Origin of the sequence: Beggiatoa leptomitoformis, assembly GCF_001305575.3 — a bacterium.
Lineage (GTDB): Bacteria > Pseudomonadota > Gammaproteobacteria > Beggiatoales > Beggiatoaceae > Beggiatoa > Beggiatoa leptomitoformis.
In genome coordinates this window covers 2,449,090-2,475,491 of record NZ_CP012373.2, presented here as the reverse complement: position 1 = coordinate 2,475,491, position 26,402 = coordinate 2,449,090, and the positions used below count along the sequence as shown (strand labels likewise).

The following is a 26,402-nucleotide window of genomic DNA, read 5'->3' as shown; positions in this document are numbered from 1 at the left end:
GTGATTCTTACATCTCAGTTTAGGTCGCTTGTTTTTCAAAGCGGTTTTTGATTATGCTTGTTACCCTTCTTTTTCGCTTATTGCGCCACTTATGCCCGCTATTTTACGTTCCCCACTTGTTCAAGTCTGTTGCTTAATCACCCTTTTTTGTGTCGTGTGGATGAGTGGATGGTTGCCAGCCGTTACCCTCACTTTTCATGATGATGATGCACATGTTATGCGAGTCGCTTTAAGTTATGCGTGGCATACATTTTTAACCAATCCTGCCGCGTATCAAGAGTTATCTACAGCACATTATATGCCTTGGGTATTATGGAGTTATCAGATAGATTTGTGGTTAGCAGGCGATGCAAATCCGCTGGTTTTTTTGATTCATCAAGCACTGTCATTAAGTATTCTTATCAGTTTAATCAGTGTATTAGCATGGCGTGTTGCAGAACGGTATTCTGCGGGCATGATTGCCTTATTATTATTGCTAACCCACCCCACACTGTTTCAGTTGTTGACGGAAAATTACACCCGCCATTATGTTGAAGGGGGAATTAGTATCACCTTGTCAACCTTAGGATTATTGCAGTGGTGGCAAACAGCGCGGGCGCGGTGGTGGTGGTTATGCTTAGGATTTTATGCCTTAGCCGTCTTAGCAAAGGAAATTTATTTAATTGTTCCGCTGCTGTATTTCTGGTTACCACAATTTAGTTTTTCGTGGACAAATATCAAGCGTATTTCAGGGCTGATGTTTGGCTATTTTTGTGTTGCTGTAGCCTATTTATTTTTACGACAAATGATGTTGAGTACGGTTGGCGGTGGTATGGAAGGGATTGCACTGCTGCCATTACTAGTGGAAGTATGGCAAGGTTTAGCGCAGGTAACACAGTGGTTTGTTGAACAGAATGTAGCGGTTTTAGTGGCAGTGGTCTGCGCGGTGGTATTTGGAAAGTCGCGCTTTGCTGTCGTCTTATGGTTAATTATTACCTTGATTTTTCTCATGTTCCCTGCGGTTTTTGCCCCGCATTTGTGGCGTAGTCCTAGCGAACATGCTGCCCGAATTTTGTTGTTAAGCTATCTATTTTTAACGCTTTTTTCTGCGGTGCAATTGGCAAAAAGTCCTATTATTCATAGGGTAAGTTTTATTTATTCAGGAATTATCCTGCTTTTTCTTTGGGGCGTGTTTGTTGCGGTACAAAATCATACCTATGCGCAAAAAGCGGAAAACTCAACGAATCAGTTGATTGTTAATGCTTTATTAGCGTCACCACCTGTTTATGACGCACTTGTCGCACCTAAAGGTTTTGTGATGGGAGAATTGCATTGGACGGTACGTTATTTTCGTGGCAGTAGCCCCGAATTATTGTGGCTTGAACAAGATACGATACAACGCCTTCAGACGGGCAAGACGGTTGGGTATATTGATGAGGGCTGTCATTGTTTAAAACGCTTAGAAACCACGCCACAACAGTGTCGTGTGTATTTACCTAGCGATGCAATTCAAGCCATTTTTCGTTATGAACCCTCAGGACAATTAATGTGGGATATTCAGTTAAATGGGCGTAAGGGAGAGGCTGGAGTATTTTTTCTTGACCGTCAGCATGTAGCTCCCTTGCGGGCGTTTACAGCGCGTGTGAGTCGGGCGCGACAGGGAGAAGAATATCGGTTTTATTTTACAGGGGATAATGGTGAATGTTGGGTCAGTCCTATTCAAAAAATAGTTTTTTAACCTAGCGTTAGGTAATAGCATTTAAATAGGCTTGTTCTATGTCGGTGCTGTTAAAACGGGCGCAACATTCCGCAGGTGTACCAATAAAGCGCAATTGTCCCGCGTGTAGTATTGCCATACGGTCGCACAAATTTTCTACATCAACGAGTAAATGGGTGCTAAAAAAAAGAGTTGTGCCTTGTGCTTTTAGGTTGAGTAAATAGCGTTTTAGATAAGCACGGGCTTTAGGGTCTAGACCGCTCATCGGCTCATCCATGACAAGCAATTTTTTGTCGGCTGAAAAACAAGCGGCTAGTCCTAATTTTTGTGCCATGCCTTTGGAATAGCTTTTAATGGGTTGTTGTAGGGCGATACTGTTTAGGTCTAGTGCTTGACAGAGCTTTTCTATCTTATTTTTATCATATAGCTGCCCGTGTAGGCGTGCCATATAGTGTAAAAAACCTTGTCCTGTTAGAAAGACGGGTGGCGCGAAATGTTCAGGAAAAAAGGCAAGATGTTGACGAGCAATCGGTTTAGTGTGGGTGTGATTAAATAAGCGAATAGTGCCATGATTAATTGCACAAAAATCTAATAGACTTTTGATGAGCGTTGTTTTTCCCGCACCATTAACGCCTACTAATCCAAAAAACTCACCTTGCTTGACTTGTAAGTTAATATCTGTAAACACGGGTTGTGTTGGGGAATATTGTTTACAAACCTCTTTAAATTCAAGAATAAATGTGTCAGCCGTTGAAACTGTCATGATTATTTAGCGACATCGACTTGTAGCACACACATGGAGTCTCCAGCCGCGACACATTTGCTACGACGAACACATATTTTCGGCAACGTAGCACTTTGATTAAGTAAGCCTTGTACTATGCCGCTAATCACATAACAACGTTCTTGGTCTAAGCCCAATAACAATTTGAGTTTACCACGCGGTGCATTGACAAAATCGGAGCGAATGAGATATAAGGCATTGTTTTTTATTTCTGTTTCGACAAAATTACCTAATGCGGGGACAACAACCTGACGTAAAGCGTCATCAATTGATGTTTGTGTAAATAGTATGTCGGTATATTCTTCTGAGAGTAAACAGCCAATTTGTTCGCCAAACTGGGTGGATTTTTGTTCACGTTCTTTGCTTTTCAAGCCACTTTCAAACTGTTGAATCAGTTCAATAGCTCTGGGGGTTTGCCAAAATTTAACAATGTTATCAACACTGGGTGATTCTGGTTGCAAGATGTTTTCGGGGTTTTTCACCACAGAGGATTCAATTTTAACAACGGCATGTACACCCGGTATGGTGATGAGATGCGTTTGTAATTCGGGTGAAACTTCTCCCGTTGCTTCTAACGTTAATATATTTTCGCTTTGGTCAGCATTACTAACTAAACGGTGTTTCTGATATTTAAGTCCTGATTCTAGCAAAAGGGCGACCGTATGTCCTAATACACCGGGATTTGCATCAACGCTGAGGGTAATGGCAACTTTGGGTTTATTCATTGTTTTTCTCCTCCACTCTAAACTTATTGTTTTAACTGCGAAAAATAAAATATACCGCACCAATTAAACATAATGCTGCCCATAAATAGTCTAATTTTAAGGGTTGTTGCATATAAAACAGGGAAAACGGCACAAAAACTGTTAGTGTAATAAATTCTTGTAATATTTTTAACTGTGATAAATTAAATTCTGTATAACCAATGCGATTAGCAGGCACTTGTAGTAAATATTCAAATAATGCCACCCCCCAACTTAATAATGCCGCGATATACCAAGGATGACTATTCAAGTGTTTTAAATGGGCGTACCACGCAAATGTCATGAATACATTGGATAAACTAAGTAGGATAACGGTTTGAAAAATAACGGGCATATTAATACTATTTAGTATGTGACACTAGGAATGATTAAGACTAGCCATGATACGCATGGTCGGAAACATAAATTTTTCCAACCAGTTACATAATAAAGTAAGGGTCGTCCATCAATGGAAATGCGATATGTTGGTATCGTTTTAAATATTGAACTTCATAATGCGTCGCTGAGTTGCACCAGAGACGTGGAACAGTAGCAGAAAGCGATATTGATTATATAACGTATTCCGCGCTTGATTGCTAGTTTAGTGCAGTCTATATTCAATCATCGTGAAACGATAAAAGCTTAAAATATTAACCGTTCATCCAGTTGGGACATTGTAAAATCACAGTTTAATCATACAAACAGACTATTTTTATTCACCGATAAATAACTTGCTGTTTACGGGTAATATCATTAGAATATATTGCCGTTTTGTTTACCCATTAAAACCACACCCAGCGATAAAAATTGAGGTTTTTAGTTATTATGAAGCCCGAGATTCATCCCACCTACACAGAAATCAATGTCACGTGTAGCTGTGGTAATACTTTTAAAACCCGTTCTACTACTAAAAAAGATTTGCACCTTGACGTGTGTTCTGCTTGCCATCCCTTTTACACTGGTAAGCAAAAGATTTTAGATACGGGCGGTCGTGTTGATAAATTCCGTCGCAAATATGGTAATAAAGCCGCTTAATCAGCACATGTATGTGCCTATAACGGCTGTTAATTCCTGCCATTGTGTTTTTCCCGGTTGTCGTTCCTTATTGCTAATGGATATTATTGAACATTTCCAGTGAGCCGGGAAAAATCCTACACAGTTTTTATACTGTGTCACTTCACGCTACATTGTTTAAGTCATGCAACCGCTCACCAATATCCGTAGTTTTGTCCGCCGTAATGGGCGCATGACTCCCTCACAACAACTTGCTTATACTAACTTATGGTCACGCTACGGTGTTGACCCTGTTGGTGTACTCGATTTAAACGACTTATTTGCACGCTCCCAACCCAAACATTTAGAAATTGGGTTCGGTATGGGCGATGCCTTACTAGAAATGGCGCAACAACATCCTGAAAATGACTATTTAGGAATTGATGTACATTTACCCGGTTTTGGCAAAGTGTTAAAACAAATCGAGGCGGAGAATATCACTAATATCCGTCTTTTTAATGGCGATGCCGTTTTACTACTGCAAAATCATATCGCTTTAGCCAGTTTGGACACCGTTTATCTTTTTTTCCCCGACCCTTGGCATAAAAAACGCCATAATAAACGTCGTTTAGTACAAGCTGCTTTTGTCGAACTGTTAGCCAGTCGCCTAACAACAGAAGGTATTTTTCATTTGGCAACGGATTGGCAAGATTACGCTGAACAAATGTTACAAGTGATGGAAGCAAGCCCACAATTTCAGAATATGACCGCACCAAACAGCTACGCGCCCCGCCCTGCTGACCGTCCCTTAACCAAATTCGAACAACGTGGACATCGTCACGGACATGGTGTTTGGGATTTGCTCTACAAAAAAACAACCCCATCAATATTCTAACGAATAGAAAATACTGATTATTTTTCTTTTTGTCATGTTACTGTCATCAGACTGTCAACGTTATTTCATACGCCTGTGCTAGCTTAAGCCGTCCTTAAGAACCCCGTTTAGCACGAGCAAACACTATGAAAGATAAACAATTTGATGATTTACCCGCAGAAATTGGCAACCCTCATCCTAATAATCCCCATTTTAACGATATATTAGAAATTCGCTTATCCCGTCGCCAAGTATTACAAGGTGGTTTAGGATTTGCGATGGTTTCCATGTTTGGCATGAGCCTCGCGGGTTGTAACGATGATAATGACGAAGAAGATTTACCCAGTTTAGGCTTTAAATCCGTTCCTATTAGCACAGAAGATAAACATGTTGTTCCTGACGGTTACACTGCAAAAGTTCTATACCGTTGGGGTGACCCTGTGTCCGATGGTGCAGCTTTCCGTATAGATGCCTCCAATACTGCGGCTGAACAAATGGTACAAGCGGGCGCGCATCACGATGGTATGCACTATTTCCCCATAGACCAACTGACAGGCGGTAACTCCTCCTCTCAAGGACTATTGGTTATGAATCATGAGTATATAGATGATGCAATCCTCCACACAACAGGTGGCTATCGAGATGACAAAGCAGGCTATACAATAGAAAAAACTAATAAAGAAATGGCCGCACATGGCGTTAGCGTCATTGAAGTGCGTAAAAGTGGCAGTGATTGGAGCGTTGTACGTCCCTCTTCCTATGGTCGTCGGATTACCACCCACACACCAATGACCATAAGTGGCGCGGCAGCAGGGTCACGCCTACTACAAACCAGTGCAGACCCAACAGGGCGAGAAGTGATAGGCACACTAAATAACTGCGCTAATGGCACAACTCCTTGGGGTACTTATTTAACCTGCGAAGAAAACTATCAAAACTATTTTATTATCCCCAATGCCAGCGAATTGACTGCAGAAATGCAAGCCATTGTTAGCCGTGACCGCGTCAGCAGTAGCGGAACAAATTACTCATGGGAAGTACACTACGACCGCTTTAACATCAACAAAGAACCCCATGAAGTTAATCGTTTCGGCTGGGTAGTCGAAATAGACCCTTTTGACCCAACTTCCAAACCTATCAAACGCACCGCTTTAGGACGTTTCAGCCACGAAAACGCCGCACATGTACTGGCTAATGACAATCGCGTTGTTGTCTATTTAGGTGACGATAAAACCAACGAATTTATCTACAAATTCATCAGTAATCGTGCTTATGACAAAAATAACCGTGCCGCTAATATGGCAGTGGGTACAGGTATTTTAGACGACGGCATTCTATACGTTGCCCAATACAAGGCTGACGGTACAGGCGTTTGGTTACCCCTGATTTACGGACAAAACGGCTTAACGGCTGAAAATGGCTTTGCTGACCAAGCTGAAGTGTTAATCAAAGCCCGTGCGGCAGCAACACTAGTCGGCGCAACCCCAATGGATAGACCAGAATGGGTTGCCATTAACCCCAAAAACAAACAAGTTTACGTTACCCTTACCAACAATTCTGGACGCGGTACAACCAACAATCCCGCAACCGATGCCGCGAATCCACGTGCAAAAAACATCATGGGACATATTTTACGTTGGTCAGAAACCAACAATGACCCAGCTGCTTTAACCCTGAAATGGGATATATACGTATTAGCAGGCAATCCCGCCAGTACCGTTGCTGAAAATCAAGGCAACATCAAAGGCGATATTTTTGCCTGTCCTGATGGCTTATGGTTTGATAACAGCGGACGCTTATGGATTGAAACAGACATGAGTGATACTGTCATGTTAGATGGGGAAATGGCAGCATTTGGCAATAATCAAATGTTAGCCTCAGACCCAACAACAGGCGAAATTCGTCGTTTCTTCACAGGTCCTATTGGTTGCGAAGTCACAGGAATAATTAGCACCCCCGACCAAAAAACACTGTTTATTAATGTGCAACATCCCGGTGATGTGCCAAAAGGGCTACAAGCACAATTAGGCACAACCCGTCCCACCCCCGCAAATCCACACGTTGCAAGTAACTGGCCCGATTTTGACCCTAATGGTCGTCCACGTTCTTCTACCATTGTGATTACAAAGGGGAATGGCGGGAAGATTGGGACTTAAGGGATTTGATTGGTTTTATGATAGGTGATAGGTACGAATAAAAACTCGTACCTATAATATCTCTTTGATTAACAGTCCTATTAGAACAGTTGGGGCGATGATAGCTTATTCATCCACTATGTGTTTTACATAAGATGAAGAGTTCGAACTCTATCAGTAAATCGATAAAATTGCTTATCCAAATAAAATTAAAGAGATTATTGAACTAATGAAAAATAAATTTTTCATTTTATAGATAACACTCAAAAAAAGCAGTGTTATCCATTTTTTAGCGTTGCCGACAAAACCGATACAAGGCAATTTCTGCAAATAAATTCGGCAATATCCGCATTCCTGTTCGTGGGCGATGATAACGGTCAACCGCAGCGCGTTGTAAAATGGTTACGCCTAGTTCTTCACATAATTTTTCAAAGTCATACAGTGTACATAAATGAATGTTTTCTGTGTTATACCAAGGGTTTGGTAATGCTTCAGAAACGGGCATTCGTCCGCCAAAAAATAAGGATAGGCGACATTCCCAATGACCAAAATTGGGAAAGGCTATAATTCCTTCCCGTCCTACCCGTAACATTTCCTGTAATAGCAAATCAGGGCGATGTATTGCCTGCAACGTTTCTGACATGATGACATAATCAAAGCTGTTATCGGTAAAATCCGATAGACCTTGATTTAAATCGGTATGGATGACATTCACCCCTTTTTCTATGCAATGGACAATTTTATTGTCGTCAATTTCCAAGCCATAGCCCGTTACTTGTCGCTCTTCATGCAGTTGTGCTAGTAAAGTACCGTCGCCACAACCTAAGTCTAAAACATGGGAATTGGGTTTAATCCATTGACCAATTAATGCTAAATCTGTACGTAACTCCATTTTATTCTCCCCCTTTATATTTCAATACGTTGCATATAAGCACGGAAGATTTGTTGGTAGAGGGGGATAGGCATTAAAAACGCATCATGCCCATCATCAGCTTTGATTTCGGCATAGCTGACTTGTTTTTTATTATCGAGTAAGGCTTTAACAATTTCGCGGGAACGGGCGGGTGAAAAACGCCAATCACTGGTAAACGCCGCAATTAAAAATTGGGCTTTTACATTGGCGAAGGCTTGGGCTAAATCGTGGTTGTGTTCACTGGCGGGGTCAAAATAGTCTAGGGCTTTTGTCATTAATAAATAGGTGTTTGCATCAAAACGGTCGACGAATGAATGTCCTTGGTAGCGTAGGTAGCTTTCAATTTGAAATTCAACATCAAAGCTAAAATTTAGTTTTCCTTCGCGCAGTTCGCGTCCGAATTTTGCCCGCATGGAGTCATCGGATAAATAGGTGATATGTCCTAGCATCCGCGCTAACATTAGTCCTTGACGTGGAATAACATTTTTTTCGTAATAATGCCCTGCATGAAAATCGGGGTCGGTCATGATGGCTTGGCGAGCAACTTCATTAAACGCGATATTTTGCGCGGACAGTTTTGGCGCGGCGGCAATGGCAACGCAATGGCGCACACGGTCTGGATAATCAATTGTCCATTGTAGTGCTTGCATACCGCCTAAACTGCCACCAACCACAGCAGCCCATTGGTGAATGCCTAGTACGTCGCTTAATTGGGCTTGTGCATTAACCCAATCGCGTACGGTTATGATTGGAAAATCAGGGCCAAACGGTTTTCCTGTCTCGGGATTGAGACTTGTTGGTCCTGTTGAGCCTTTACAACCACCTAAATTATTTAAGCAAACGACAAAAAAGCGTGTCGTATCTATGGGTTTACCTATGCCTATCGCGCTATCCCACCAGCCCGGTTTTTTATCTTGTGTGCTGTGATAACCCGCAGCATGGTGGTCGCCACTCAGTGCATGGCAAATTAGTACGGCATTGGAGCGGTTTGCATTGAGTTGTCCATAGGTCTCATAAATAATATCGTAACGTGGCAAAGTACGCCCACAGTCTAACGTTAAAGGCGCGTCAAAATGGAGCGTTTGCGGCGTTACTAACCCAATGGAGTCAGATGGAAAAGTGTCTGCCATTTAGCCAAAAGTCCTGTTTTTGTCGGTAGTGGTGGATTAAAGTCAGCAATGGGCTGACCGTTTCACTTACCATTATAAACGCACCGCGACGGACTATCTTAGAAAAATGATGACAAAAGCATGACAGTGAGATGTTGTAGAGCGGACTGGGCTTGGGTGTGAAAGAACATTAAGGTGTTGCTAATAGGGGGCTGGGTTAGCTCTTTTTGCAATGCGTTTCTTTGGTCAATAAGTGGGACGGATAACACTGTTTGAAGTGGTGTTATCCGTATTACTTTTTATTTTTTAATGCGAAGAATTTTGCTTTAGATAGTCTCCCATTGGGGAAATGACTTGTCTTTGCTTCTTTGGCATTAGTAAATTTTTATTGACGATACTCGGGTTATTTAGGAAAAATTTCGGCGAAGAAGTTATCCATCATGAGGTAAGCACGGGTTGCAACTTTTTCGTTGTAATGTGCGCCTTCCATATTTGCGAGTGGGTCAGAAAAGGAGTGAACCGCGCCGCCAAAACTGACTAGTTGCCAATCGGTTTTCGCATCACGCATTTCTTTGGTGAATGTATCTACTTGTTCGGGGGGAACATAGGGGTCATTCGCGCCATGTAGGACTAATATTTTTGCCTTAATTTGTTTTGCATCTGCCAGATTGGGGGTGTCTAGGTTGCCATGAAATGAGACGACACCTGCGATGTCAGCCCCGCTGCGTGCTAGTTCTAAGACTGTTCCACCGCCAAAACAATAGCCAACTGCCGCGAGTTTGTTAATATCAAGCGGACTTGTGTCAGCTTGTGCTTTTAGCATTGTTAGGGCTTGGTTTATCCGCTCGCGCATCATGTGTCGATCGTCACGAACCGTTTTTGCCGCTACACCCGCTTCGTCCATGTTTTTTGGGCGAATATCAACACCATACATGTCTGTCATAAGAACAACATAGCCTTTGGCGGCGATTTTTTTCGCGTCAGCTAATGCGGCTTCTGTAGGGCCTAACCAGTTGGGAACCATCACAACCCCCGGACGTTTTGTGGTATCCGTTGCTTCATAAACGAGGGTGCTTTCAAATTGTTTGTCGCCTATTTTATATTGCACCGTTTTTGTTAATAATTCTGCCATCACGTTCTGCATGAGTAATGCAGATAGTAGTATGGTAAGTAATCCTACAGTTTGTTTTATACGCATGTAATGACTCCCTTGTTATGAATAATAATATAGCCTCAATAACCTTAATCGAATATGCACACTATGTCTATTAATCCAACACATGCGCTTGTTACTGGTGCAACTAATCAAATCGGTCATTTTTTGTTACCACGTTTGCAGCAGGCGGGATGGGAGATAACCGCGATTAGTCGTCATCCGCCATTGCATAGTACACATTGGCAACAGCTAGATTTACGGGGGGCGCATTTATCTATTTTAAAACCAACGGTGTTGTTTCACATCGCGCCATTGGGGTTATTGCCCGATTTATTAGTTCAATTACCTGATGATGCGCCGTTGCTTCGAGTTATTACATTTAGTTCTACGAGCCGTTTTACAAAATTGAATTCGCCTAATCCAAAAGAGCAGCAGGTTGTTACCGAGCTAACACAAGCAGAAGAGAACATCATTGAACAATGCCAGCGTCGTCAGCTCCCTTATACATTATTTCGTCCAACATTGGTTTATGGGTGTGGATTAGATAAGAACATTTCGTTTATTGTACAATTTATTCAACGGTTTGGTTTTTTTCCATTGGTAGGGAAAGGGAATGGATTGCGTCAGCCTGTTCATGCGGATGATTTGGCATTAGCTTGTTTACAGGTTGTTAATAATAAGGCTACTTTTGATAAAAGTTATAATCTTAGCGGTGGACAGACATTAAGTTATCGAGCAATGGTTGAGCATATTTTTTATGTGTTGCACAAAAAACCGCGAATTATAACGATTCCTGAAAGGCTATTTAGTTTTTTAGCGAATAGCATACGGATTTTTCCTGCTTTTCGTCATTTATCAGGCACGATGGTGACGCGGATGAAGCAGGATTTATGTTTTTCATACACGGAGGCAAGCGATGATTTTGCTTATCAGCCACGGGCTTTTGTGGGTAGTCAGTTTTTAACTGAGGCATGATATTTGTTTGAGTTAGGATTCATCGCTTCTACGTGTGATTATCGTCGGTGCGTTAGTGTTGTGTAACACGTTGTTGATGCACTAACACACTTTATTAAACTGACAATAAACTTTGATATTGAAACAGTTTTCACACGGTTGCAGGTTGGCGAACACCACCAGACCACCAAATACGACATGCCCCTTCATCAGAGACCATGCAAGGCCCGATGGGATGGCGTGGTGCGCAGGCAGTGCCATACAAACGACATTGATTTGGGTATATCTTGCCTAAAACAACGCTTGCGCAATCACAGCCTGCAGGCATTTGTCCTGCACGTAGTCGGGATTCATTGGCGTAGTTTGGAAAGTGTAGGCGGGCATCGTGTTGGCTGTCTTTTAGGGCAAATCCTGAGTGCGGTATGATGCCTATACCCCGCCAATTAGCATCGACAATGTCCATTGTTTCGATGAGATAGCGTTGTGCTGTTTGATTGCCTGTAGGAGTGACTAATTGTGGATAACAATTGTCTAAAAAGTAATGATGACTGCTGTATTGACGTAAGGTAGAGTAAAACGCAGCAAGTAAACTTTCAGGGGTAAAACCCGCAATTGCACAGGGTAGTTGATGTTGTGTAACGATAAATGCCCATTCTTGCGCACCCATAATTGTTGCAACATGTCCGGGGGCAACCAGTGCATGAAAAACGGCTTGTTTTGTTTCCAATAACATGGCAACAGCAGGATAAGTCAAGCGTCCAGAAAGTAGGATGTATAAATTATCAGGAATTCCTTGTGCAAGTAGTGCAGCAACAGGGGCCATTGTCGTTTCAAAGCCTGCGGCGAAGAAAACAACTGGTTTTTCCCTATTTTGTTGGGCAATGTGTAGGGCTTCCATTGGCGAGGCTATCGGGCGAATATCACCACCAAGTGCTTTCGCTTGTTCTAGTGAGCGGGCTTCGGTTTTGCTCACATTAATAGGCACTCGTAGCATGTCACCAAAAGCGACTAAAATGACTTTATCGCGTAATGCTAATTGAATAGCGGCATAAATATCTTCTTCAGGACAGATACAGACAGGACAACCCGGACCGGGGATGAGTTCTATTTGTGGCGGTAGTGCGCCCCGAATGCCCGCTGCGGTAATTGAGCGTTCATGTCCACCACAGATATTCATGATTTTTAAAGGGGTGGAAATGGGGAGCGCGCGGATTTTTTCTAACCATTGTTGGGCAGTGAGTGACATAGAAGAGTCTGCAAGGTATCTAGGGAAAAGAGAGGGCGTATCCATTCGCCACGACATCAATAGCGTAGTACTAAATGTAATGTTTAGCACTGCCCATCATTATTAAGGCACTTATTGGGAACGGGCTTCTATCATCAACCGTTTCATCTCGCGCACCGCTTCGCTAAATCCAGAAAAAATCGCGCGCGCAACAATGGCATGTCCAATATTCAACTCTGATAATGCAGGAATCGCCGCAATGGCTCGGACATTGTGATAGTGCAACCCATGCCCCGCATTAACTTGTAAACCCAATGCTATTCCCCGTTCAGTGGCAATTTTAATCCGTTCAAGTTCTTGCTGTTGCGCGTAAGTTGTGGGTGCATCCGCATACGCACCTGTATGCAGTTCGATAACGGGTGCACCTGCTTCGGCGGCGGCTTCTACTTGTGTGATGTCGGGGTCTATGAAGAGGGAGACTTTTGCACCTGAACGATGCAGTTGTTGACAGGCTTCTTGTACTCGTGACAATTGTCCGCGAATATCTAGGCCGCCTTCTGTGGTCAATTCGGTTCTTTTCTCGGGGACTAAGCAGACATCTTGAGGGCGTACTTGTTCCGCAAAATCTAGCATTATGGTAGTTATTGCCATTTCTAAATTAATGTGTGTTGTCGTTACTTCTTTTAAAATAAGGACATCACGCTCTTTAATATGCCGACGGTCTTCACGTAAATGGAGCGTAATAAAATCCGCGCCTGCTTGTTCCGCCAATAATGCGGCTTGAATAGGATCGGGATAAATAGTGCCACGTGCTTGGCGTAGCGTTGCAACGTGGTCAATATTCACGCCTAAATAAATGGGTTGCCTTGGAGTGGGTAAAACAGCGTTCATAACCTGTAAATTCCAATAAATTTTAAAATGAATAGTTTAAGTTGACAGGGTAAATAATATTGGTTTGATAGACATCAAGTATAAAATCAAAAAACCCATCAGATACGTCTATCTGATAGGTCTTATGGTTACATGATTAGGTTAAGATTTTACCTGTTAAACCATTATGATAAGCAAATTCATACCATTTAGGCGTTATGCCAGTTTGCAGGTAAAATAATAACTATTTTTTCGCAGATGACTTTTTAGTTGTTTCTTTCTCGGTCTTTTTCTCTGTGGTTGCAGGTTCTGCCACTTGAGAGGGGGTTGTCAACCAATTGTTAATCGCGACTAAATCTTCTAAGCGCAGTAAACCTGCGGATTGTTTTAATGTAACCGTGCTTAAAACATATTGATAACGTGACTGTGAGTAATTGCGTTGTGCGTCTAATAAGTCACGTCGTGCATTGAGGACATCTACGGATGTTCTTGTTCCAACATCAAAACCTGTTTCAATGGCTTCTAATGCAGTAAGTGCAGATTCAACCGCTTGACGGCTGGCTTTAACCCGACTAATGCCTGATAGGACGTTTAAATAATTGGTGTGGGTTTGGTTTTGAATAGAACGGCGTACTTGTTCTAAACGGTCTAATTCTTGAACGTAGCGTTGTTGGGCTTCACGAATTTTGGAACGTATTGCTCCGCCTTCGTACAAGGAATAACTCAGGGAAACACCAATGGAATTATTTGTGCGCATACCATTAGATTCATCACCACGAACTGTATCGTTATAAGCATGTTGTGCGGTTAAATCTACGGTTGGCAAATTACCTGCTCGTTGCCGTTCTACTTCTTGGCGTGCATTTTCTATGGTTGCGAGTTGTACGATGACTTGTGGATTTTGCTCTAATGCAGTTTTTGTCCACGCATCAATGTCTTGTGGGTCTGGTGGTAATAAGGGCGTGTCTGCCTTCAGTGTCGCCAATAGTTTATGATAGCTACCTGTAATTTCTCTCAGGGATTCATAGGATTGGTCAACTGTATTTTGTGCCGTAATTTCATCAGAAACAGCTTGGTCAAAGCCTGATTGTGCTTCTTTTACGTCAGTAATCGCGATTAAACCTACATCAAAACGTTGTTGCGTTTGGTCTAATTGACGACGAAAGGCTTCTCGCGCACTACGGGTAAAACGTAAATTATCTTCTGCATTAAGAATGGTAAAGTAGGCAGAAGATAAGCGTTGAATCAAGGCTTGCTGTTGACTGGCAAAGGATTCTTCGGCAATTTTAACGCCAATATCAGCTTGTTCTAACAGAATTTGACGGTCACGACGGTACAGTGGATAGCTGAGAGAAACCGAATAGCCTAATGCAGTTCTTTCAGTGTCGCTTCCGCTCATCCAATTTTCTGTATTCCAGCTTTCGGTTGCATCTGCACCTAATACCACTTGTGGTAATAAGCTGGCTTGAGCTTGTGGTTTTGCTTCTAAGGCAATTAAGCGGTCAGAACCAGATACTTTAAGTTGTGCATCATTTTCTTTGGCTAAAGCATATAAATCTAAAAGGGTTTCTGCCTGTATCGCAGGGACGACCAAACAACTGGTAAGCAGTAAATAGCTGAGTCGTTTATACATCATTATCGACACTCCATATTAAAAATTGCGAATATTCTTGAATAGCTTGTCATAAGATATTTGCATTTACAGGGCAATTCAATGGATATTAGCATTGTTATGCCATCATCAAATCTTGTAAAACGTAAACAGTACTTATGCGGACATGACTAGCATAAATAAAATTTGACGATTCGTCAAAATACTTCAAAAAGTCAATATATGACAAGATGCCATACAGGTCATAAATAATATCTCGTCTGTTCTAGTAAGTTGGCATGTTGTGGTCGACTTCTTGTGCCCAAGCGGCAACGCCCCCAACGAGGTTGATAATATCTTTAAATCCAACACGTTCTAAAAACCAACCTACTTGTTGGCTACGTACGCCATGATGACAAATAACGACAATTTCTTGTTGGCGGTCTAATGTACTCAATTGATTGGGCAATGTCCCCATAGGGATTAATACCGCATTGTCTAAATGACAAATTTGATATTCCCAAGGTTCTCGGACATCAAGCAACAAAGGTAAAGGACTGTTTTCAATTACCTGTTGTTCTAAGTAGGCTTTTAATTGTGGGGGACTTAACTGGCGCATTATGGTGTATGTAAAACAGGCAACACAAAAGCGGTTTCATGTTGCCTTATGATGAAGATTTATAGAACAAAACGGCTGGGTTGGGGAGCATTGAGCAACGCAGGAATGTCAGTTTCAAAAATATAATCTGTCATCCACTCTTTATCGCTTAAGCGGGTAATAACGCGCGCTTGCATAATTGGGGATTCGCCAACAATGGCAAATAACCGCCCACCAATTTTTAATTGTTCTTGCCAATAAGGTTTTAATAACGGTAAAGACCCTGTTAAGGCAATGACATCATAGCGTTTATCTTGTTTCCAACCATTGGCCGCATCACCTGTTTCTAACGTGACATTGTTTAATCCTAATGCGTGCAATTTCTCAGCGGTGGTTTTGGTAAATTCTTCAAAAATATCAACGCTATCTACTTTATCAGCTAACTTTGCTAATAGAGCTGTTAAATACCCATTTCCTGTGCCGATTTCTAACACAGTATCATTGCTATCTAAAAGTAAGGATTGTGCGATACGTCCTTGAACTTTAGGGGATAACATGACTTGTTCATGTGCAAGGGGGATGGATATATCTGCAAAAGCTAACACGCTATAAGTAGCGGGGACAAATAATTCGCGCGGGGTTTGTGTCATCGCGTCGAGTACACGCGGGTCTAACACATCCCAAGGACGAACTTGTTGCTCTATCATATTAAAGCGAGCTTGTTCAACATTCATTGATGACATCATACCGTTCCTGTCTAAAAGTGCCTCGTCAAACTGTTGTGTATTATATAGCGTTATCAAAAGTGCAGGTAGAAAAAGATATACTTTATCTGGTAAGCCCCAAAAAATTTTTGCTCACGACGGATTTTAAATTATTCAGCCGTATAAAAAAGTACATTTCCCTTAAAATTACAATTGAGGAGCATTAAATCATGCACTTGCAATACGTGAAAAATCTATTATTCGTCTGCTTATTAGTCTGGCAAAGCAGTAGTTTTGCTGCAATTAATGGTGTCTGGATAGACAATAACAGTAACTATTGGTTACTCATGCAAGATACCAAAAATCAGGTCATTGGTGTACAAATAGAGTCTGATTTATCAGGAACAACCACTTTTTTAGGTTTGCTGGATAATCAACAATTGTCTTTGCAAAGCCTTACTAGTGATGATGTAGTCACCGCAACGCTCAATGATACAGAAACGCATTTTTCTGGCACGGTCACAGAGCCTAATAATAGCTATCCGATTGAAGCCGATTTAATTTTAGCCTACGAAGGTGGGCAATATGATGGGGTTTGGCAAACCAGCTTAGACCATTATCTTGCTTATGTAACGGTTAATTCAAATAATACCACCGTGGCAATGGTCATTGATGTGCTGATTGATCCTGATGGTACGCTCACCAGCGATATATTTGTAGGAAACGTTCGTGAGGGAAGTTTTACAGGAACTTCTTTAAAAGAGTTGACTAAAACACTGCGTTTAGTTTTTACAAATACTCCTGTAACAGGTAGTTATATTATCCTCACTAACGAACGCCCTCCTAAAACAGAGACACAGGATTTTACAGCAACCCAAATTTTTACCATTCAACAATCATCGGTGAATTAAATAGATGGTCGTGGTAAATGATACCTCCCTCTTTGAAAAAAGAGGGATATCTTGAAAAAAATAGACCTCTTCAATGCCCTTTTTTAAAGGGAGAATCTTTTTCATCCTGCATTTTTTATTACGACCTAGTCATTATTTTTGTGTTTTTTGCTGGCATAATAACTGCACAGATTCAGGAAATTGCGTTTTTTCCCTTAAGGTAAAGTGCAATTTCCTGATTTTATTTATGGTTACTTAAGCTGAATGAGCAAGGAGAACAATAATATGAAGCCATTGGTGGAGTGGACAGACGAACTTAGTGTTGGCGTTCAAGAAATTGACGAGCAACATAAAATTCTCGTTGGTCTGGTTAATCGCATGTATGAAGCGATTGTAAAACGCACGGATAAAGATGAAATCAAACGGGTATTAGATGAACTTGCCCAATACACGGTTATCCATTTTGCCGTAGAAGAAAGCCTGATGCGGATTTTTGATTATCCTGAATACGAAAATCACAAAAAGCATCATGAAGAACTGACAAAGCAAGTTTTTGACTTACAAAAAAAAGTTGCGACAGGAGAAGGAACGGTCAGTATAGAAGTATTACACTTTCTGCGTCATTGGCTTACCCATCATATTTTACAAGATGATAAAAAATATGGTCCATTCTTATTAGGCAAGGGTTTAAAACCCTCTTGGTCAGAAAAAACGTGGGTTGGCAAAATTTGGGAATATATTCACCCGCATAAATAATTCGACTATTTTCAACGCAATATTTAGGTGCGAATGGATGCGCACTTAATCTTCTTTTCATTCTCCGCTGTAATAATTTTATTTTATAATTAATATATTAGTAAGTTCCCTCACTTTCACTGTTTCCACTGCTTAGTGAAAAACTTGCCAAATCACAAAATCGTGTTAAGGTATTACCTTAATCCAGTACAGTTTTAACTAGAACTAATAAAATGAAAAACCCAGATACTACACAATCCGCTTATACCAGCAAAATGGCGGCTGGAGAACGCTTTTTGGACGTTATGCGCGAGTTAGTTTATACTTATCAGGCGATTACATCAAATGCAGCAAAACATATTGCAGCGTTTGATTTAACACCTGCTCAATTTGATATCATCGCAACCTTGGGAAATACCAATGGGATGACATTCAAAGAGTTAGGCGAGAAAACGTTAATTACGAAAGGAACATTGACGGGCGTTATCGACCGTTTAGAACAAAAAGGATTGGTAAAACGCATTGCGGGGACAGCAGACAGGCGCACTTTATATGCGGTACTAACCCCTGAAGGGGAAGCAGTTTTTGAAAAGGCATTTCCCGCACACATTGCCTATATAAAACAGTTTTTCGAAAAACAGACGTGTGCAGAACAACAAATATTAATCCAGCATTTAAAACAACTACGGACTTTTTTTGTTGACTAATCTGTAGGAAAAACAGAAACATTTGTTCAGTCGTACCCAAGAAATCAATATAAACAATGCTTGTGTAGCACGACTCAGCACATTATGGTTGGGTAATTATTCCCGTTGAACTGAAATTCAAACGGCTTTCAGGAAAATCTGTTTTTGTAAGCGATTGAATTAACTTGTAAGCAGTTTGCTCTGAATCCAATGTAACGGGACTACGTTTAGTTTGTTGAGTAGAAACGACTTTTGCTTGAATAAATTGCCCGTTTTTATCAACATCAACTTTAATCAACGGGGAAACACCATTGACACCTTTGACATTAAAAGGGCCATAAGTACAAAAATTCCCCAAACTATAAGCAATAAAACGGTTTTTATACACTTCAACCGCACGGGTTACATGAGGGCCTTGCCCGAAAACCACATCTGCACCCGCATCAACCACGGCATGTGCAAACGCATACACATTGCCCCGATTTTCACTATAAAACGTTTCTGATTGACGGGTTACATGTTGATGCGCACTGCCTTCTGCACCGCCATGAAAAGAGATAATCACAATATCATTATCCTGTGCTAATTGTGCAACCAGTCGTTTAGCCGCAGGAATATCGCGTAAATCCATGACGTTATTATTAGGTGCAAAGGCAGCAAAACCATAACGTACCCCATTCCTTGTAAAACTGGTAGAGGGGACAGATTCAAAACCAGCCGCATTAATTCCCTTTTGTTTTAACACTTTTAGGGTATTTTGCATTCCTAACGTGCCAAAATCACCAACATGATTGTTAGCAATGCTAACGACATCAAAACCCGCAGTGACGAGATTATCAATCAAATATTCGGGCATCCGAAAAGAGAAACAGTTATTACAACTGACTTTGCCCGTCGCGCCACCCTCATTTAAAACGACCCCTTCTAAATTTCCAAACGTCACATCAGCGTTACTTAATAAGGTTTGAACATTGGCTAACAATTCCTTGCCATTATTGGGTGGGAGGTCATCTTGTGGATAATTTGTCCCGAGCATCATATCCCCTACACCAATAATACTAACTGTATCTTGTGCGTTACTTTGTGGGCTAATACAAATAGATAAGCAGAGTATGAGGGTTTGTAGGGGTTTTTGAAACATTTAGTTGCGTCCTCCACCGATAAAATAACGGCTGTAGTATTTGTCGCTTAAGCTGGTAATCGTAACAGGTTTATTAGTCGCTTCTGCATGGATAAATTTATCCCCTCCCATGTAAATGCCAACGTGGTCAACACGGCTACCACTGCGGACACGGAAAAAGACTAAATCCCCCGGTTTCAAGTTAGACTTACCCACAGGACGACTGCTTTGATACTGCTCATGTGCTGTACGAGGAACACGAATGCCCACTTTATGGTAGTTGTAATAAACAAAACCACTACAATCAAATCCAGAAGGCGTTGTACCGCCGTAACGATAAGGCGTACCCAATAAACCTTGTGCATTTTTTAGGGCTGTTTTAAGGCGTAAATCACCAGTTGGATAGTTTTCTACATAGTTATCAACAATAGGTGTTTTGGGTGCAACGGTCGCAGGCTTTAACAAATAGGTATTATTTGCTTTTACTTCAGCCTGTTTTTTCGCTTGTTGCTGATTGGTATTCAGGTTTAATTTTGCTGTCAACAATGAAGGTTGTTTAGGAACGGGAATAGGCTTAGGTTTTATCAGCGGTTCACCCGCTTTGAACCAACTGAGAATGCTATTCTCATCCTCTTGTTGTAATGCCCATGCAGAACTATTAGCAACCCGTTGCCAGACTAGCGATTTTTTGTTAATCGTTGTGTTTCTTTCTGTGGTTTGTGCAGCGAGTTGTGAGGATTTACCGTGACAGGTTTTTTCCCCTAATTGTTGTAACAACGCGCTAAATTGTGTAACGCTTTCATTTGTCGGTTTGTAATAAACGGCTTCGCCTGTGCGACTGAGTTGGCGGACGGCGTACAGTGGTTTTCCTTGTGTGACAAACTCAACAGCGAGAATATCCCCTTCTTCGGTGGACTCCCCCGCAACATATTGGGTATAAAATACTTTAAACGTATCACCTTGCTTAATTTCTTTAACATTCAATTGTTCAGGAAATACCTGTTTTACCAATTGTAAAAGCAGACGATTGGACAATCCTGCTTGTTTACCCGCATCAAACAAGGTGTTATTACCGATACAACCCTGTGTAAAAACCACTTGAGTATTAATATCGCGTTTAATCACGGTTTTCGTAAAGCCTTCTTCACCTCGGGAAATATGTAACTCACTGCTAAAATCTAAATCAACAATTAAATCTTCAACATTACCATTAACATCACGGCGGATTCGTACTTCTTGCCCCGGTTGTAAAGCGTTGAGTTTGCCTGCTTGCTCACCTAAATCTAGAATTTCATGCAATTGACCGCGATTGAGTTGATAACGCACAAAAATTGTTGATAGCGTGTCGCCTTCACTGATATTCAAGTCTAGCCAAGGCGATTCAGGGGCTTCTGCAATTTCTAAGTTGTGCGTGTCTTCCTCTTCACCATCATCATCTGTGCTGGGTGCTGCATTTTGATAATCCCAATCAGTGGGTAAAACGGTCAAAGCGGGAATAAATAAATCAGCAAGTTCGGTGGGTATTGGCTCATTGAGTAGAGCGGTTTCTTCATCGGTGGGTGTTGCGTGTTCTGGCGTTTTTGTTGAAAAAATGTCATTTTGTAACGACTTGGCGAATTGATGAATGCTACTATTCGGTTCGTATAACGCGCCTGTACTCGTTAGCCACCATCCCATAGAAACTAACATGCTAACCGTTAAAATAGCGGTCTTAGGGCGTTTAAATTTACGTTTACGGACACCCTTTTCAAGGCTAAATTCATACCCTGCGAGGGAGATAGGTAATTCTGGTTGATCATGAAAATGTTGTCGCCACCATTGGGCAAATCGACCAGATAACGTATGACGTGTTTTAAACAAGTCCTTTGAATTGACTTTTAAACCATTCATTGGCTTAACCTCTGATCCTAGTGATTGTTTATAACCCATTTTCTTGTACACCATAAGTTCCGAAAGCAATACAGGAAAATAACGAAAACGTTCACGTTAGTCAATATAGAAATACAGGAACGTCCTCATTGACAGGTTTGTTTTTTGGTCTGTCAAAATCTACAGCATTTTCTATGCACAGTTTAACCATTTATGATTCAATAGGATAATCTTTTTCTTTCCCTTATGAGAAATAAGGGTTTTAAACTTGAGCTAACATTATAAAATACAATAAGTAGGGATAAATATTTTTAATAAACGTGACGCGATTCGTTTTGTTAATGTTGCAGTCATTTTGAGGAGGAAACATGTTAAACGCATCATGTGTTCGATTAGTTTGTCAGTCTTGGGAAAAACTCTCCCCAACGCCGACAGAGGGAGTGGCATTAGGCAAACAATTTTATACTAATTTGTTCAAACTCGACCCTAGTTTACAAGAGATGTTTAGAGGGAGCATGACGGAGCAAAATCTGCGCTTTATTCACATCATGGATACTATTGTTAATGCAATTGATAAAGTAGATGCGTTGGTTGCTGTGGTTGAACGGTTAGGTGTGCGTCATGTGGGTTATGGCGTACAAGAGGAAGATTATATCGTGTTTGGTAACGCACTGTTAACGACTATTGAACAGGGCTTAGGGGATGATTGCACGCCTGAAATAATAGATGCTTGGTCTGTGACGTATAAAACACTGGCGGATTTAATGAAAAAAGGGGCTGAAGCAGCCTCTAGCGTCGTTTAAAGCCAACCTGACAGGTTTTAGAAACCTGTCGGGATTATCTAAAAAATTTAGAAAATTTCGTATTTTTACCTTTCTCTTATACTTAACTCTACTTGCCAACGTTCATTCCCTGTACGTGGCATGGCTTCTAAACATAAGATACCCAATTCATTAACACTCGCTCTTAAACGGATAGGGACAACTTCACCCGTTTTGCGCCCTTCTGCAGGTAAATTGGCTTCAATTTCAGCTAATTCAAGCAACTCTTCCGCGCCCCATGTTTCCAATAATGTGCCAACGGCATCCTCACGGCGCACGGATGAACCAAAAAAGCGAAACCGCACGGCTTCTCCTACCACTAAACCAAATTCTTGAGGCGGTAAGTCTGCACTTGTTCCCTCTTCCATGCCAAAAGGAGCAACACATAATGCTTGTATTGGTGGTTCTAATCCCGGCACAGCGGGCATAGAACCTTCAATTCCCACATAATACGCATTTGCCAATCCACCGCGAATCCGCACGCCATGCCCTTGACGTACATAGCTATAGTAGGCAGCACCCTGTCCAACCGCTAAATCTAAATCACTACCCGTTAAAACCCGCACAGGCTCGGCATTTTCTCCTGCTAACCATGTATTTAACACCTGCAACAACCGTTCTGTCAGTGTATTTGCTTTAAATACGCCACCGTTCAATAAAATGGCGGTTGGATGTAAAAAACTGGCTGCCTCATGGGTTGGAAAACCTGTTAATTCCGCCGTTGCATGGGTTTGGCGGCTTAAGAAACTGGCTAAATGTCGTGTAACGCTTGCATCTTGTGCATACGGCAAGCCTAATGTTGTTAATGCGGCGCGTGGACGAGAAACAGGACGTGCAGAAGCAGGAACTTCAGGGAAAAAACCATTGATAAGGGTTTGTGTTACCTCGGCGCGGGTTAATTCTGTTCGTAATGTTCCGCCGATTAAACGTGAGCCACGACTCGGCACAATCACGGGTACATTGTCTAAATTCGCATCCGCTAAAATACGTTCTTTTGCCACTCGACAGCCATGCATTAAGGCTTGAATTTGCCAGTTTTCTAAAGTTTTTCCTTCGGTTGCCAATTTCGCTTTTAACACGTAGGCAAGGGCTAAGTCCATGTTATCCCCGCCTAGTAAAATGTGGTCACCAACAGCAATGCGGTTTAAAACTAAGTTTCCCTCGCTCTCTGTCACCGCAATTAACGAAAAGTCTGTTGTACCGCCACCCATGTCAACTACAAGAATAATATCGCCAACTTTAATCTGTTTACGCCATTCTCCTTGTGTCGCTTGAATCCAGTTATATAATGCCGCTTGCGGTTCTTCTAACAAGACCGCATGACTCATGCCTGCTAATTGTGTCGCTTCTGAGGTTAATTCCCGCGCGGCGGGGTCAAAAGAGGCTGGAATTGTAATGGTGAGGGTTTGTGTCTCTAAAGGGGCATCAGGATGGGTAAAATCCCACACTTGGCGCAAATACTGAAGATAATGTACGCTAGCCTGTAAAGGCGAAAATTTAGCGACTTCTTCAGGTGCATCTAGGGGTAAAAAAGGGGCGTGGCAATCTACACCTGTATGACATAACCAGCTTTTCGCACTAGAAACAAGGCGAATGGGGGTCGTAATGCCTAATTGTCGCGCAAACTCTCCTGTAATCACGGTTGTTTGTGCATTCCAAGGCAAGGTTAATTCCTGCGGATTCATTTCATCAGGATGTGGAAGATAGATAAAAGAAGGCAACATCGAGCGATTATCCACCGTTCCAGCACTGACTAGCTGCGGAATGGTTAAAACCTGCTGAATCACTTGTTCACCATCGGACAGGCTCAAGTCAACCGCTGATATAATACAGTGCGTTGTTCCCAAATCGATACCAACAGCATAACGCGGATTCATAATTCAACCTCTGCAGGAACGATAATATTTAAATCATGACCTTCAATGACTTTCGGTAAATTGACAGCACTAACTTCCCACCCACGATGAATCAATTCTCCCGTAAAAGGGGGACTGCCAACGACATTTCCGACTAAACGCATACGACGGGTATCGAAACCTGCTTGTAAAGTAATGCGACTTTCTTCATTTTCTGGACGAATGGCTTGAATTGTGAAGTATTTATGCAAGACTTTACGACTGCCTTCATGAATCACCCGTGCAGCGGCACCAATATCGGCATCGGAGTAGTTAGCAATATTTTCCTCAATAAAATCAATAAAGCGTGCGTCTGCTTGCAGTAGTCCAAGTAATTGCAGTGCTGCATCGGGATTAGATTCTTTTAATATTGTCGTCGGTGTAACGGATTGCAGGGGGGGTTCTGTGGGTAAAGTGGGATTTACTAAAAACTGTTGTGCTTGTTGCGCAAATTTATCATCAGTAGCCGTTTGAAAAAACAGTTTGATAGCTAACGATAAACGATGAATAAACGAAGCCATTTCTTGTCCCTGTTTTGTGGTTTATACGGAGTTTTATAACATGTTATCGGGCTTATTATACTGTGAATTAGGGAAGGCTTAAAAAGTGTCGAGGGGCATAACGGCTGAGTTTTTTAGTGCTGATAAAGATAACTTATATAAGATACAATGGGGTAAAACCGTATTTGAGTATTAAGTTAATAAATATTCGAAAACGGCAAATTTTATGATAAAAATCACGGAGGCGTAATGACAACTTTATATGATTTAGTAATTATCGGCGGTGGTTTAGTGGGGACGAGCCTCGCCTGTGCGTTACGCCACACGCCCTTAAAAATTGCACTTGTTGAAGCCAATGAATGGATAACGACATCAGGCAAATCTCATTATGATGACCGTGTATTAGCCTTGACACATACATCACAACGGATTTTACAAGGGTTACAAGTTTGGCAAACCATTGCACCCGCCATAACACCCATTCAACAAATTCATGTCTCCGAACAGGGCGGTTTTGGGATGACGCGCCTAAATGCTAAAACAGCCCAATTGCCTGCGCTAGGTTATACCATTCGTGCCAAACAATTAAGCCAAGCATTACAACAAGCAGTGAGTCAAACATCGCAGACAGTTTTCGCGCCCGCGCAGGTTACGCAGGTCTGTTTTAATGAACAATACATTGAATTACAACTACAACATCAAGCCCAAACCCAGCTTTTACAAACTCGATTGCTAGTCATTGCTGAGGGTGGGCAGTCTAAGATACGTGATTATGTAGGAATTGAAGCACATGAGTCTGCGTATGGGCAAACCGCGATTACTTGCAATGTTACCTTGTCACAAGCGCATCATCATATCGCCTATGAACGATTTACGCCAACAGGCCCTTTAGCCTTATTACCCTTAGAAAATAGAGATTGCTCGTTAATTTGGACGGTTAGTAGTGACGATACCGTGCGCGCTTTAGCGTTAAACGATGCTGATTTTTTACAGGTAATACAACAGGCTTTTGGTTGGCGGGCGGGGCAATTTATTCACACAGGGCAACGTGTAGCATATCCATTGCGTTTAGTTCGTACTGAATCTAGCGACTATCCACGTTTGACCGTTATCGGTAATGCAGCACATACTTTACATCCTATTGCAGGACAAGGATTTAATTTAGGATTACGTGATGTTGCCAGTTTAGCACAAGCCATTATTGAGACATTGCAAGCAGGAAATGTAGATATTGGTGATATAACGACGTTAGACTGCTACCAGCAGTATCAACAACCCGACCAAAATCGTGTAACTACACTGACTAATCAAATGGTTAAAGTTTTTTCTAATGATTTTTTCCCATTACAAGTTGCACGTAATTTAGGAATCTTAACGGTTGATGCTATTCCACTGTTAAAACAAATTGTTATTCAGCAAATGACGGGGTTAAATGGGCATCCATCGCGTTTATTAATGGGAATGCCGCTAACCATGTGAAACAATATAGTTTGTTTAATCACTTAAAAAATATAATAATAGTTTTATTAAAAATAAAAAGG

Annotated in this window: 25 protein-coding genes; 10 read left to right on the top strand and 15 right to left on the bottom strand. The window is 41.6% G+C overall.

The features are described 5' to 3' along the window. Positions 1 to 91: 91 nt before the first annotated feature. Complete coding sequence (locus AL038_RS10325) at positions 92 to 1,717, top strand: hypothetical protein (protein WP_145917091.1); 1,626 nt, start codon at positions 92 to 94, stop codon at positions 1,715 to 1,717. A gap of 7 nt (positions 1,718 to 1,724) precedes the next feature. Here AL038_RS10325 and AL038_RS10320 read toward each other — a convergent pair whose 3' ends face one another. From AL038_RS10320 to AL038_RS10310, 3 genes are read right to left on the bottom strand one after another with little or no spacing between them, the layout of a single operon-like run. After that, entirely contained in the window at positions 1,725 to 2,459 is a 735-nt protein-coding gene (locus AL038_RS10320) for an ABC transporter ATP-binding protein (RefSeq protein ID WP_062152517.1), read from the bottom strand. Positions 2,460 to 2,461: 2 nt separating this feature from the next. Beyond that, entirely contained in the window at positions 2,462 to 3,205 is a 744-nt protein-coding gene (locus AL038_RS10315; protein WP_062152515.1) for a hypothetical protein, read from the bottom strand. Positions 3,206 to 3,236: 31 nt separating this feature from the next. Further along, complete coding sequence (locus tag AL038_RS10310) at positions 3,237 to 3,578, bottom strand: DMT family protein (RefSeq protein ID WP_101539194.1); 342 nt, start codon at positions 3,576 to 3,578, stop codon at positions 3,237 to 3,239. 470 nt (positions 3,579 to 4,048) lie between these two features. Here AL038_RS10310 and rpmE point away from each other — a divergent pair, with 470 nt between their 5' ends. The 3 genes from rpmE to AL038_RS10295 all read left to right on the top strand — a co-directional run bounded on the left by rpmE (position 4,049) and on the right by AL038_RS10295 (position 7,246). Next, on the top strand, positions 4,049 to 4,258 hold the full coding sequence (gene rpmE / locus AL038_RS10305) for a 50S ribosomal protein L31 (RefSeq protein ID WP_062152511.1): 210 nt from the start codon (positions 4,049 to 4,051) through the stop codon (positions 4,256 to 4,258). A 163-nt stretch (positions 4,259 to 4,421) separates the two neighbouring features. Next, positions 4,422 to 5,111 carry a tRNA (guanosine(46)-N7)-methyltransferase TrmB gene (gene trmB, locus AL038_RS10300; protein ID WP_062152509.1) on the top strand — a complete coding sequence of 230 codons (690 nt, stop codon included), beginning with the start codon at positions 4,422 to 4,424 and terminating at the stop codon, positions 5,109 to 5,111. Between the two features lie 125 nt (positions 5,112 to 5,236). Beyond that, positions 5,237 to 7,246, top strand: a complete 2,010-nt coding sequence (locus AL038_RS10295; RefSeq protein WP_083991495.1) for a PhoX family protein — start codon at positions 5,237 to 5,239, stop codon at positions 7,244 to 7,246. 268 nt (positions 7,247 to 7,514) lie between these two features. On the opposite strand, the gene metW is transcribed toward AL038_RS10295, so the two are convergent. The 3 genes from metW to AL038_RS10280 form a co-directional block, all read right to left on the bottom strand. Beyond that, positions 7,515 to 8,117, bottom strand: a complete 603-nt coding sequence (gene metW, locus AL038_RS10290) for a methionine biosynthesis protein MetW (protein WP_062152507.1) — start codon at positions 8,115 to 8,117, stop codon at positions 7,515 to 7,517. Between the two features lie 14 nt (positions 8,118 to 8,131). After that, entirely contained in the window at positions 8,132 to 9,268 is a 1,137-nt protein-coding gene (gene metX / locus AL038_RS10285; protein WP_062152505.1) for a homoserine O-succinyltransferase MetX, read from the bottom strand. A 382-nt stretch (positions 9,269 to 9,650) separates the two neighbouring features. Beyond that, positions 9,651 to 10,445, bottom strand: coding sequence for a dienelactone hydrolase family protein (locus tag AL038_RS10280; protein WP_083991494.1), 795 nt, complete (start codon positions 10,443 to 10,445; stop codon positions 9,651 to 9,653). A 63-nt stretch (positions 10,446 to 10,508) separates the two neighbouring features. On the opposite strand from AL038_RS10280, the gene AL038_RS10275 reads away from it, so the two are divergent. Then, positions 10,509 to 11,378 carry an NAD-dependent epimerase/dehydratase family protein gene (locus AL038_RS10275; RefSeq protein WP_062152503.1) on the top strand — a complete coding sequence of 290 codons (870 nt, stop codon included), beginning with the start codon at positions 10,509 to 10,511 and terminating at the stop codon, positions 11,376 to 11,378. 130 nt (positions 11,379 to 11,508) lie between these two features. Here AL038_RS10275 and hypD read toward each other — a convergent pair whose 3' ends face one another. The 5 genes from hypD to AL038_RS10250 form a co-directional block, all read right to left on the bottom strand. Further along, a complete protein-coding gene (hypD, locus tag AL038_RS10270) occupies positions 11,509 to 12,603 on the bottom strand; it encodes a hydrogenase formation protein HypD (protein WP_062152501.1) in 1,095 nt (364 codons plus the stop codon). Between the two features lie 111 nt (positions 12,604 to 12,714). Then, complete coding sequence (gene pdxJ, locus AL038_RS10265) at positions 12,715 to 13,473, bottom strand: pyridoxine 5'-phosphate synthase (RefSeq protein ID WP_062152499.1); 759 nt, start codon at positions 13,471 to 13,473, stop codon at positions 12,715 to 12,717. A gap of 223 nt (positions 13,474 to 13,696) precedes the next feature. Further along, entirely contained in the window at positions 13,697 to 15,088 is a 1,392-nt protein-coding gene (locus AL038_RS10260; RefSeq protein WP_062152497.1) for a TolC family outer membrane protein, read from the bottom strand. 241 nt (positions 15,089 to 15,329) lie between these two features. After that, positions 15,330 to 15,662: a rhodanese-like domain-containing protein gene (locus AL038_RS10255; RefSeq protein WP_062152495.1), complete on the bottom strand. Its 333-nt coding sequence runs from the start codon at positions 15,660 to 15,662 to the stop codon at positions 15,330 to 15,332. Positions 15,663 to 15,721: 59 nt separating this feature from the next. Next, the gene (locus AL038_RS10250; protein ID WP_201800075.1) at positions 15,722 to 16,387 is read right to left on the bottom strand and encodes a protein-L-isoaspartate O-methyltransferase family protein; all 666 of its coding nucleotides are present in this window, start codon (positions 16,385 to 16,387) and stop codon (positions 15,722 to 15,724) included. 188 nt (positions 16,388 to 16,575) lie between these two features. Here AL038_RS10250 and AL038_RS10245 point away from each other — a divergent pair, with 188 nt between their 5' ends. The 3 genes from AL038_RS10245 to AL038_RS10235 all read left to right on the top strand — a co-directional run bounded on the left by AL038_RS10245 (position 16,576) and on the right by AL038_RS10235 (position 18,677). Beyond that, the gene (locus AL038_RS10245; RefSeq protein ID WP_062152491.1) at positions 16,576 to 17,256 is read left to right on the top strand and encodes a hypothetical protein; all 681 of its coding nucleotides are present in this window, start codon (positions 16,576 to 16,578) and stop codon (positions 17,254 to 17,256) included. A 264-nt stretch (positions 17,257 to 17,520) separates the two neighbouring features. Further along, positions 17,521 to 17,991: a bacteriohemerythrin gene (locus tag AL038_RS10240; protein ID WP_062152489.1), complete on the top strand. Its 471-nt coding sequence runs from the start codon at positions 17,521 to 17,523 to the stop codon at positions 17,989 to 17,991. A 212-nt stretch (positions 17,992 to 18,203) separates the two neighbouring features. Continuing rightward, a complete protein-coding gene (locus AL038_RS10235) occupies positions 18,204 to 18,677 on the top strand; it encodes a MarR family winged helix-turn-helix transcriptional regulator (RefSeq protein WP_062152487.1) in 474 nt (157 codons plus the stop codon). 82 nt (positions 18,678 to 18,759) lie between these two features. Here AL038_RS10235 and AL038_RS10230 read toward each other — a convergent pair whose 3' ends face one another. Further along, complete coding sequence (locus AL038_RS10230; RefSeq protein WP_062152485.1) at positions 18,760 to 19,797, bottom strand: CapA family protein; 1,038 nt, start codon at positions 19,795 to 19,797, stop codon at positions 18,760 to 18,762. Beyond that, positions 19,798 to 21,666 carry an NlpC/P60 family protein gene (locus tag AL038_RS10225; protein ID WP_062152483.1) on the bottom strand — a complete coding sequence of 623 codons (1,869 nt, stop codon included), beginning with the start codon at positions 21,664 to 21,666 and terminating at the stop codon, positions 19,798 to 19,800. Positions 21,667 to 22,013: 347 nt separating this feature from the next. Between AL038_RS10225 and AL038_RS10220 the strand changes: the two genes are divergently transcribed. Continuing rightward, positions 22,014 to 22,448, top strand: coding sequence for a globin domain-containing protein (locus AL038_RS10220; RefSeq protein ID WP_062152481.1), 435 nt, complete (start codon positions 22,014 to 22,016; stop codon positions 22,446 to 22,448). 65 nt (positions 22,449 to 22,513) lie between these two features. Here the strand turns inward: AL038_RS10220 and AL038_RS10215 are convergent, their stop codons facing one another. Both AL038_RS10215 and AL038_RS10210 read right to left on the bottom strand, forming a co-directional pair. Continuing rightward, the gene (locus AL038_RS10215) at positions 22,514 to 24,343 is read right to left on the bottom strand and encodes an Hsp70 family protein (RefSeq protein WP_062152479.1); all 1,830 of its coding nucleotides are present in this window, start codon (positions 24,341 to 24,343) and stop codon (positions 22,514 to 22,516) included. Then, a complete protein-coding gene (locus AL038_RS10210; protein ID WP_062152477.1) occupies positions 24,340 to 24,882 on the bottom strand; it encodes a DUF2760 domain-containing protein in 543 nt (180 codons plus the stop codon). Before AL038_RS10210 ends, AL038_RS10215 begins: the two co-directional genes overlap by 4 nt. Positions 24,883 to 25,110: 228 nt before the next feature. Here AL038_RS10210 and ubiH point away from each other — a divergent pair, with 228 nt between their 5' ends. Then, entirely contained in the window at positions 25,111 to 26,340 is a 1,230-nt protein-coding gene (gene ubiH, locus AL038_RS10205) for a 2-octaprenyl-6-methoxyphenyl hydroxylase (protein ID WP_062152475.1), read from the top strand. Positions 26,341 to 26,402: the final 62 nt, after the last annotated feature.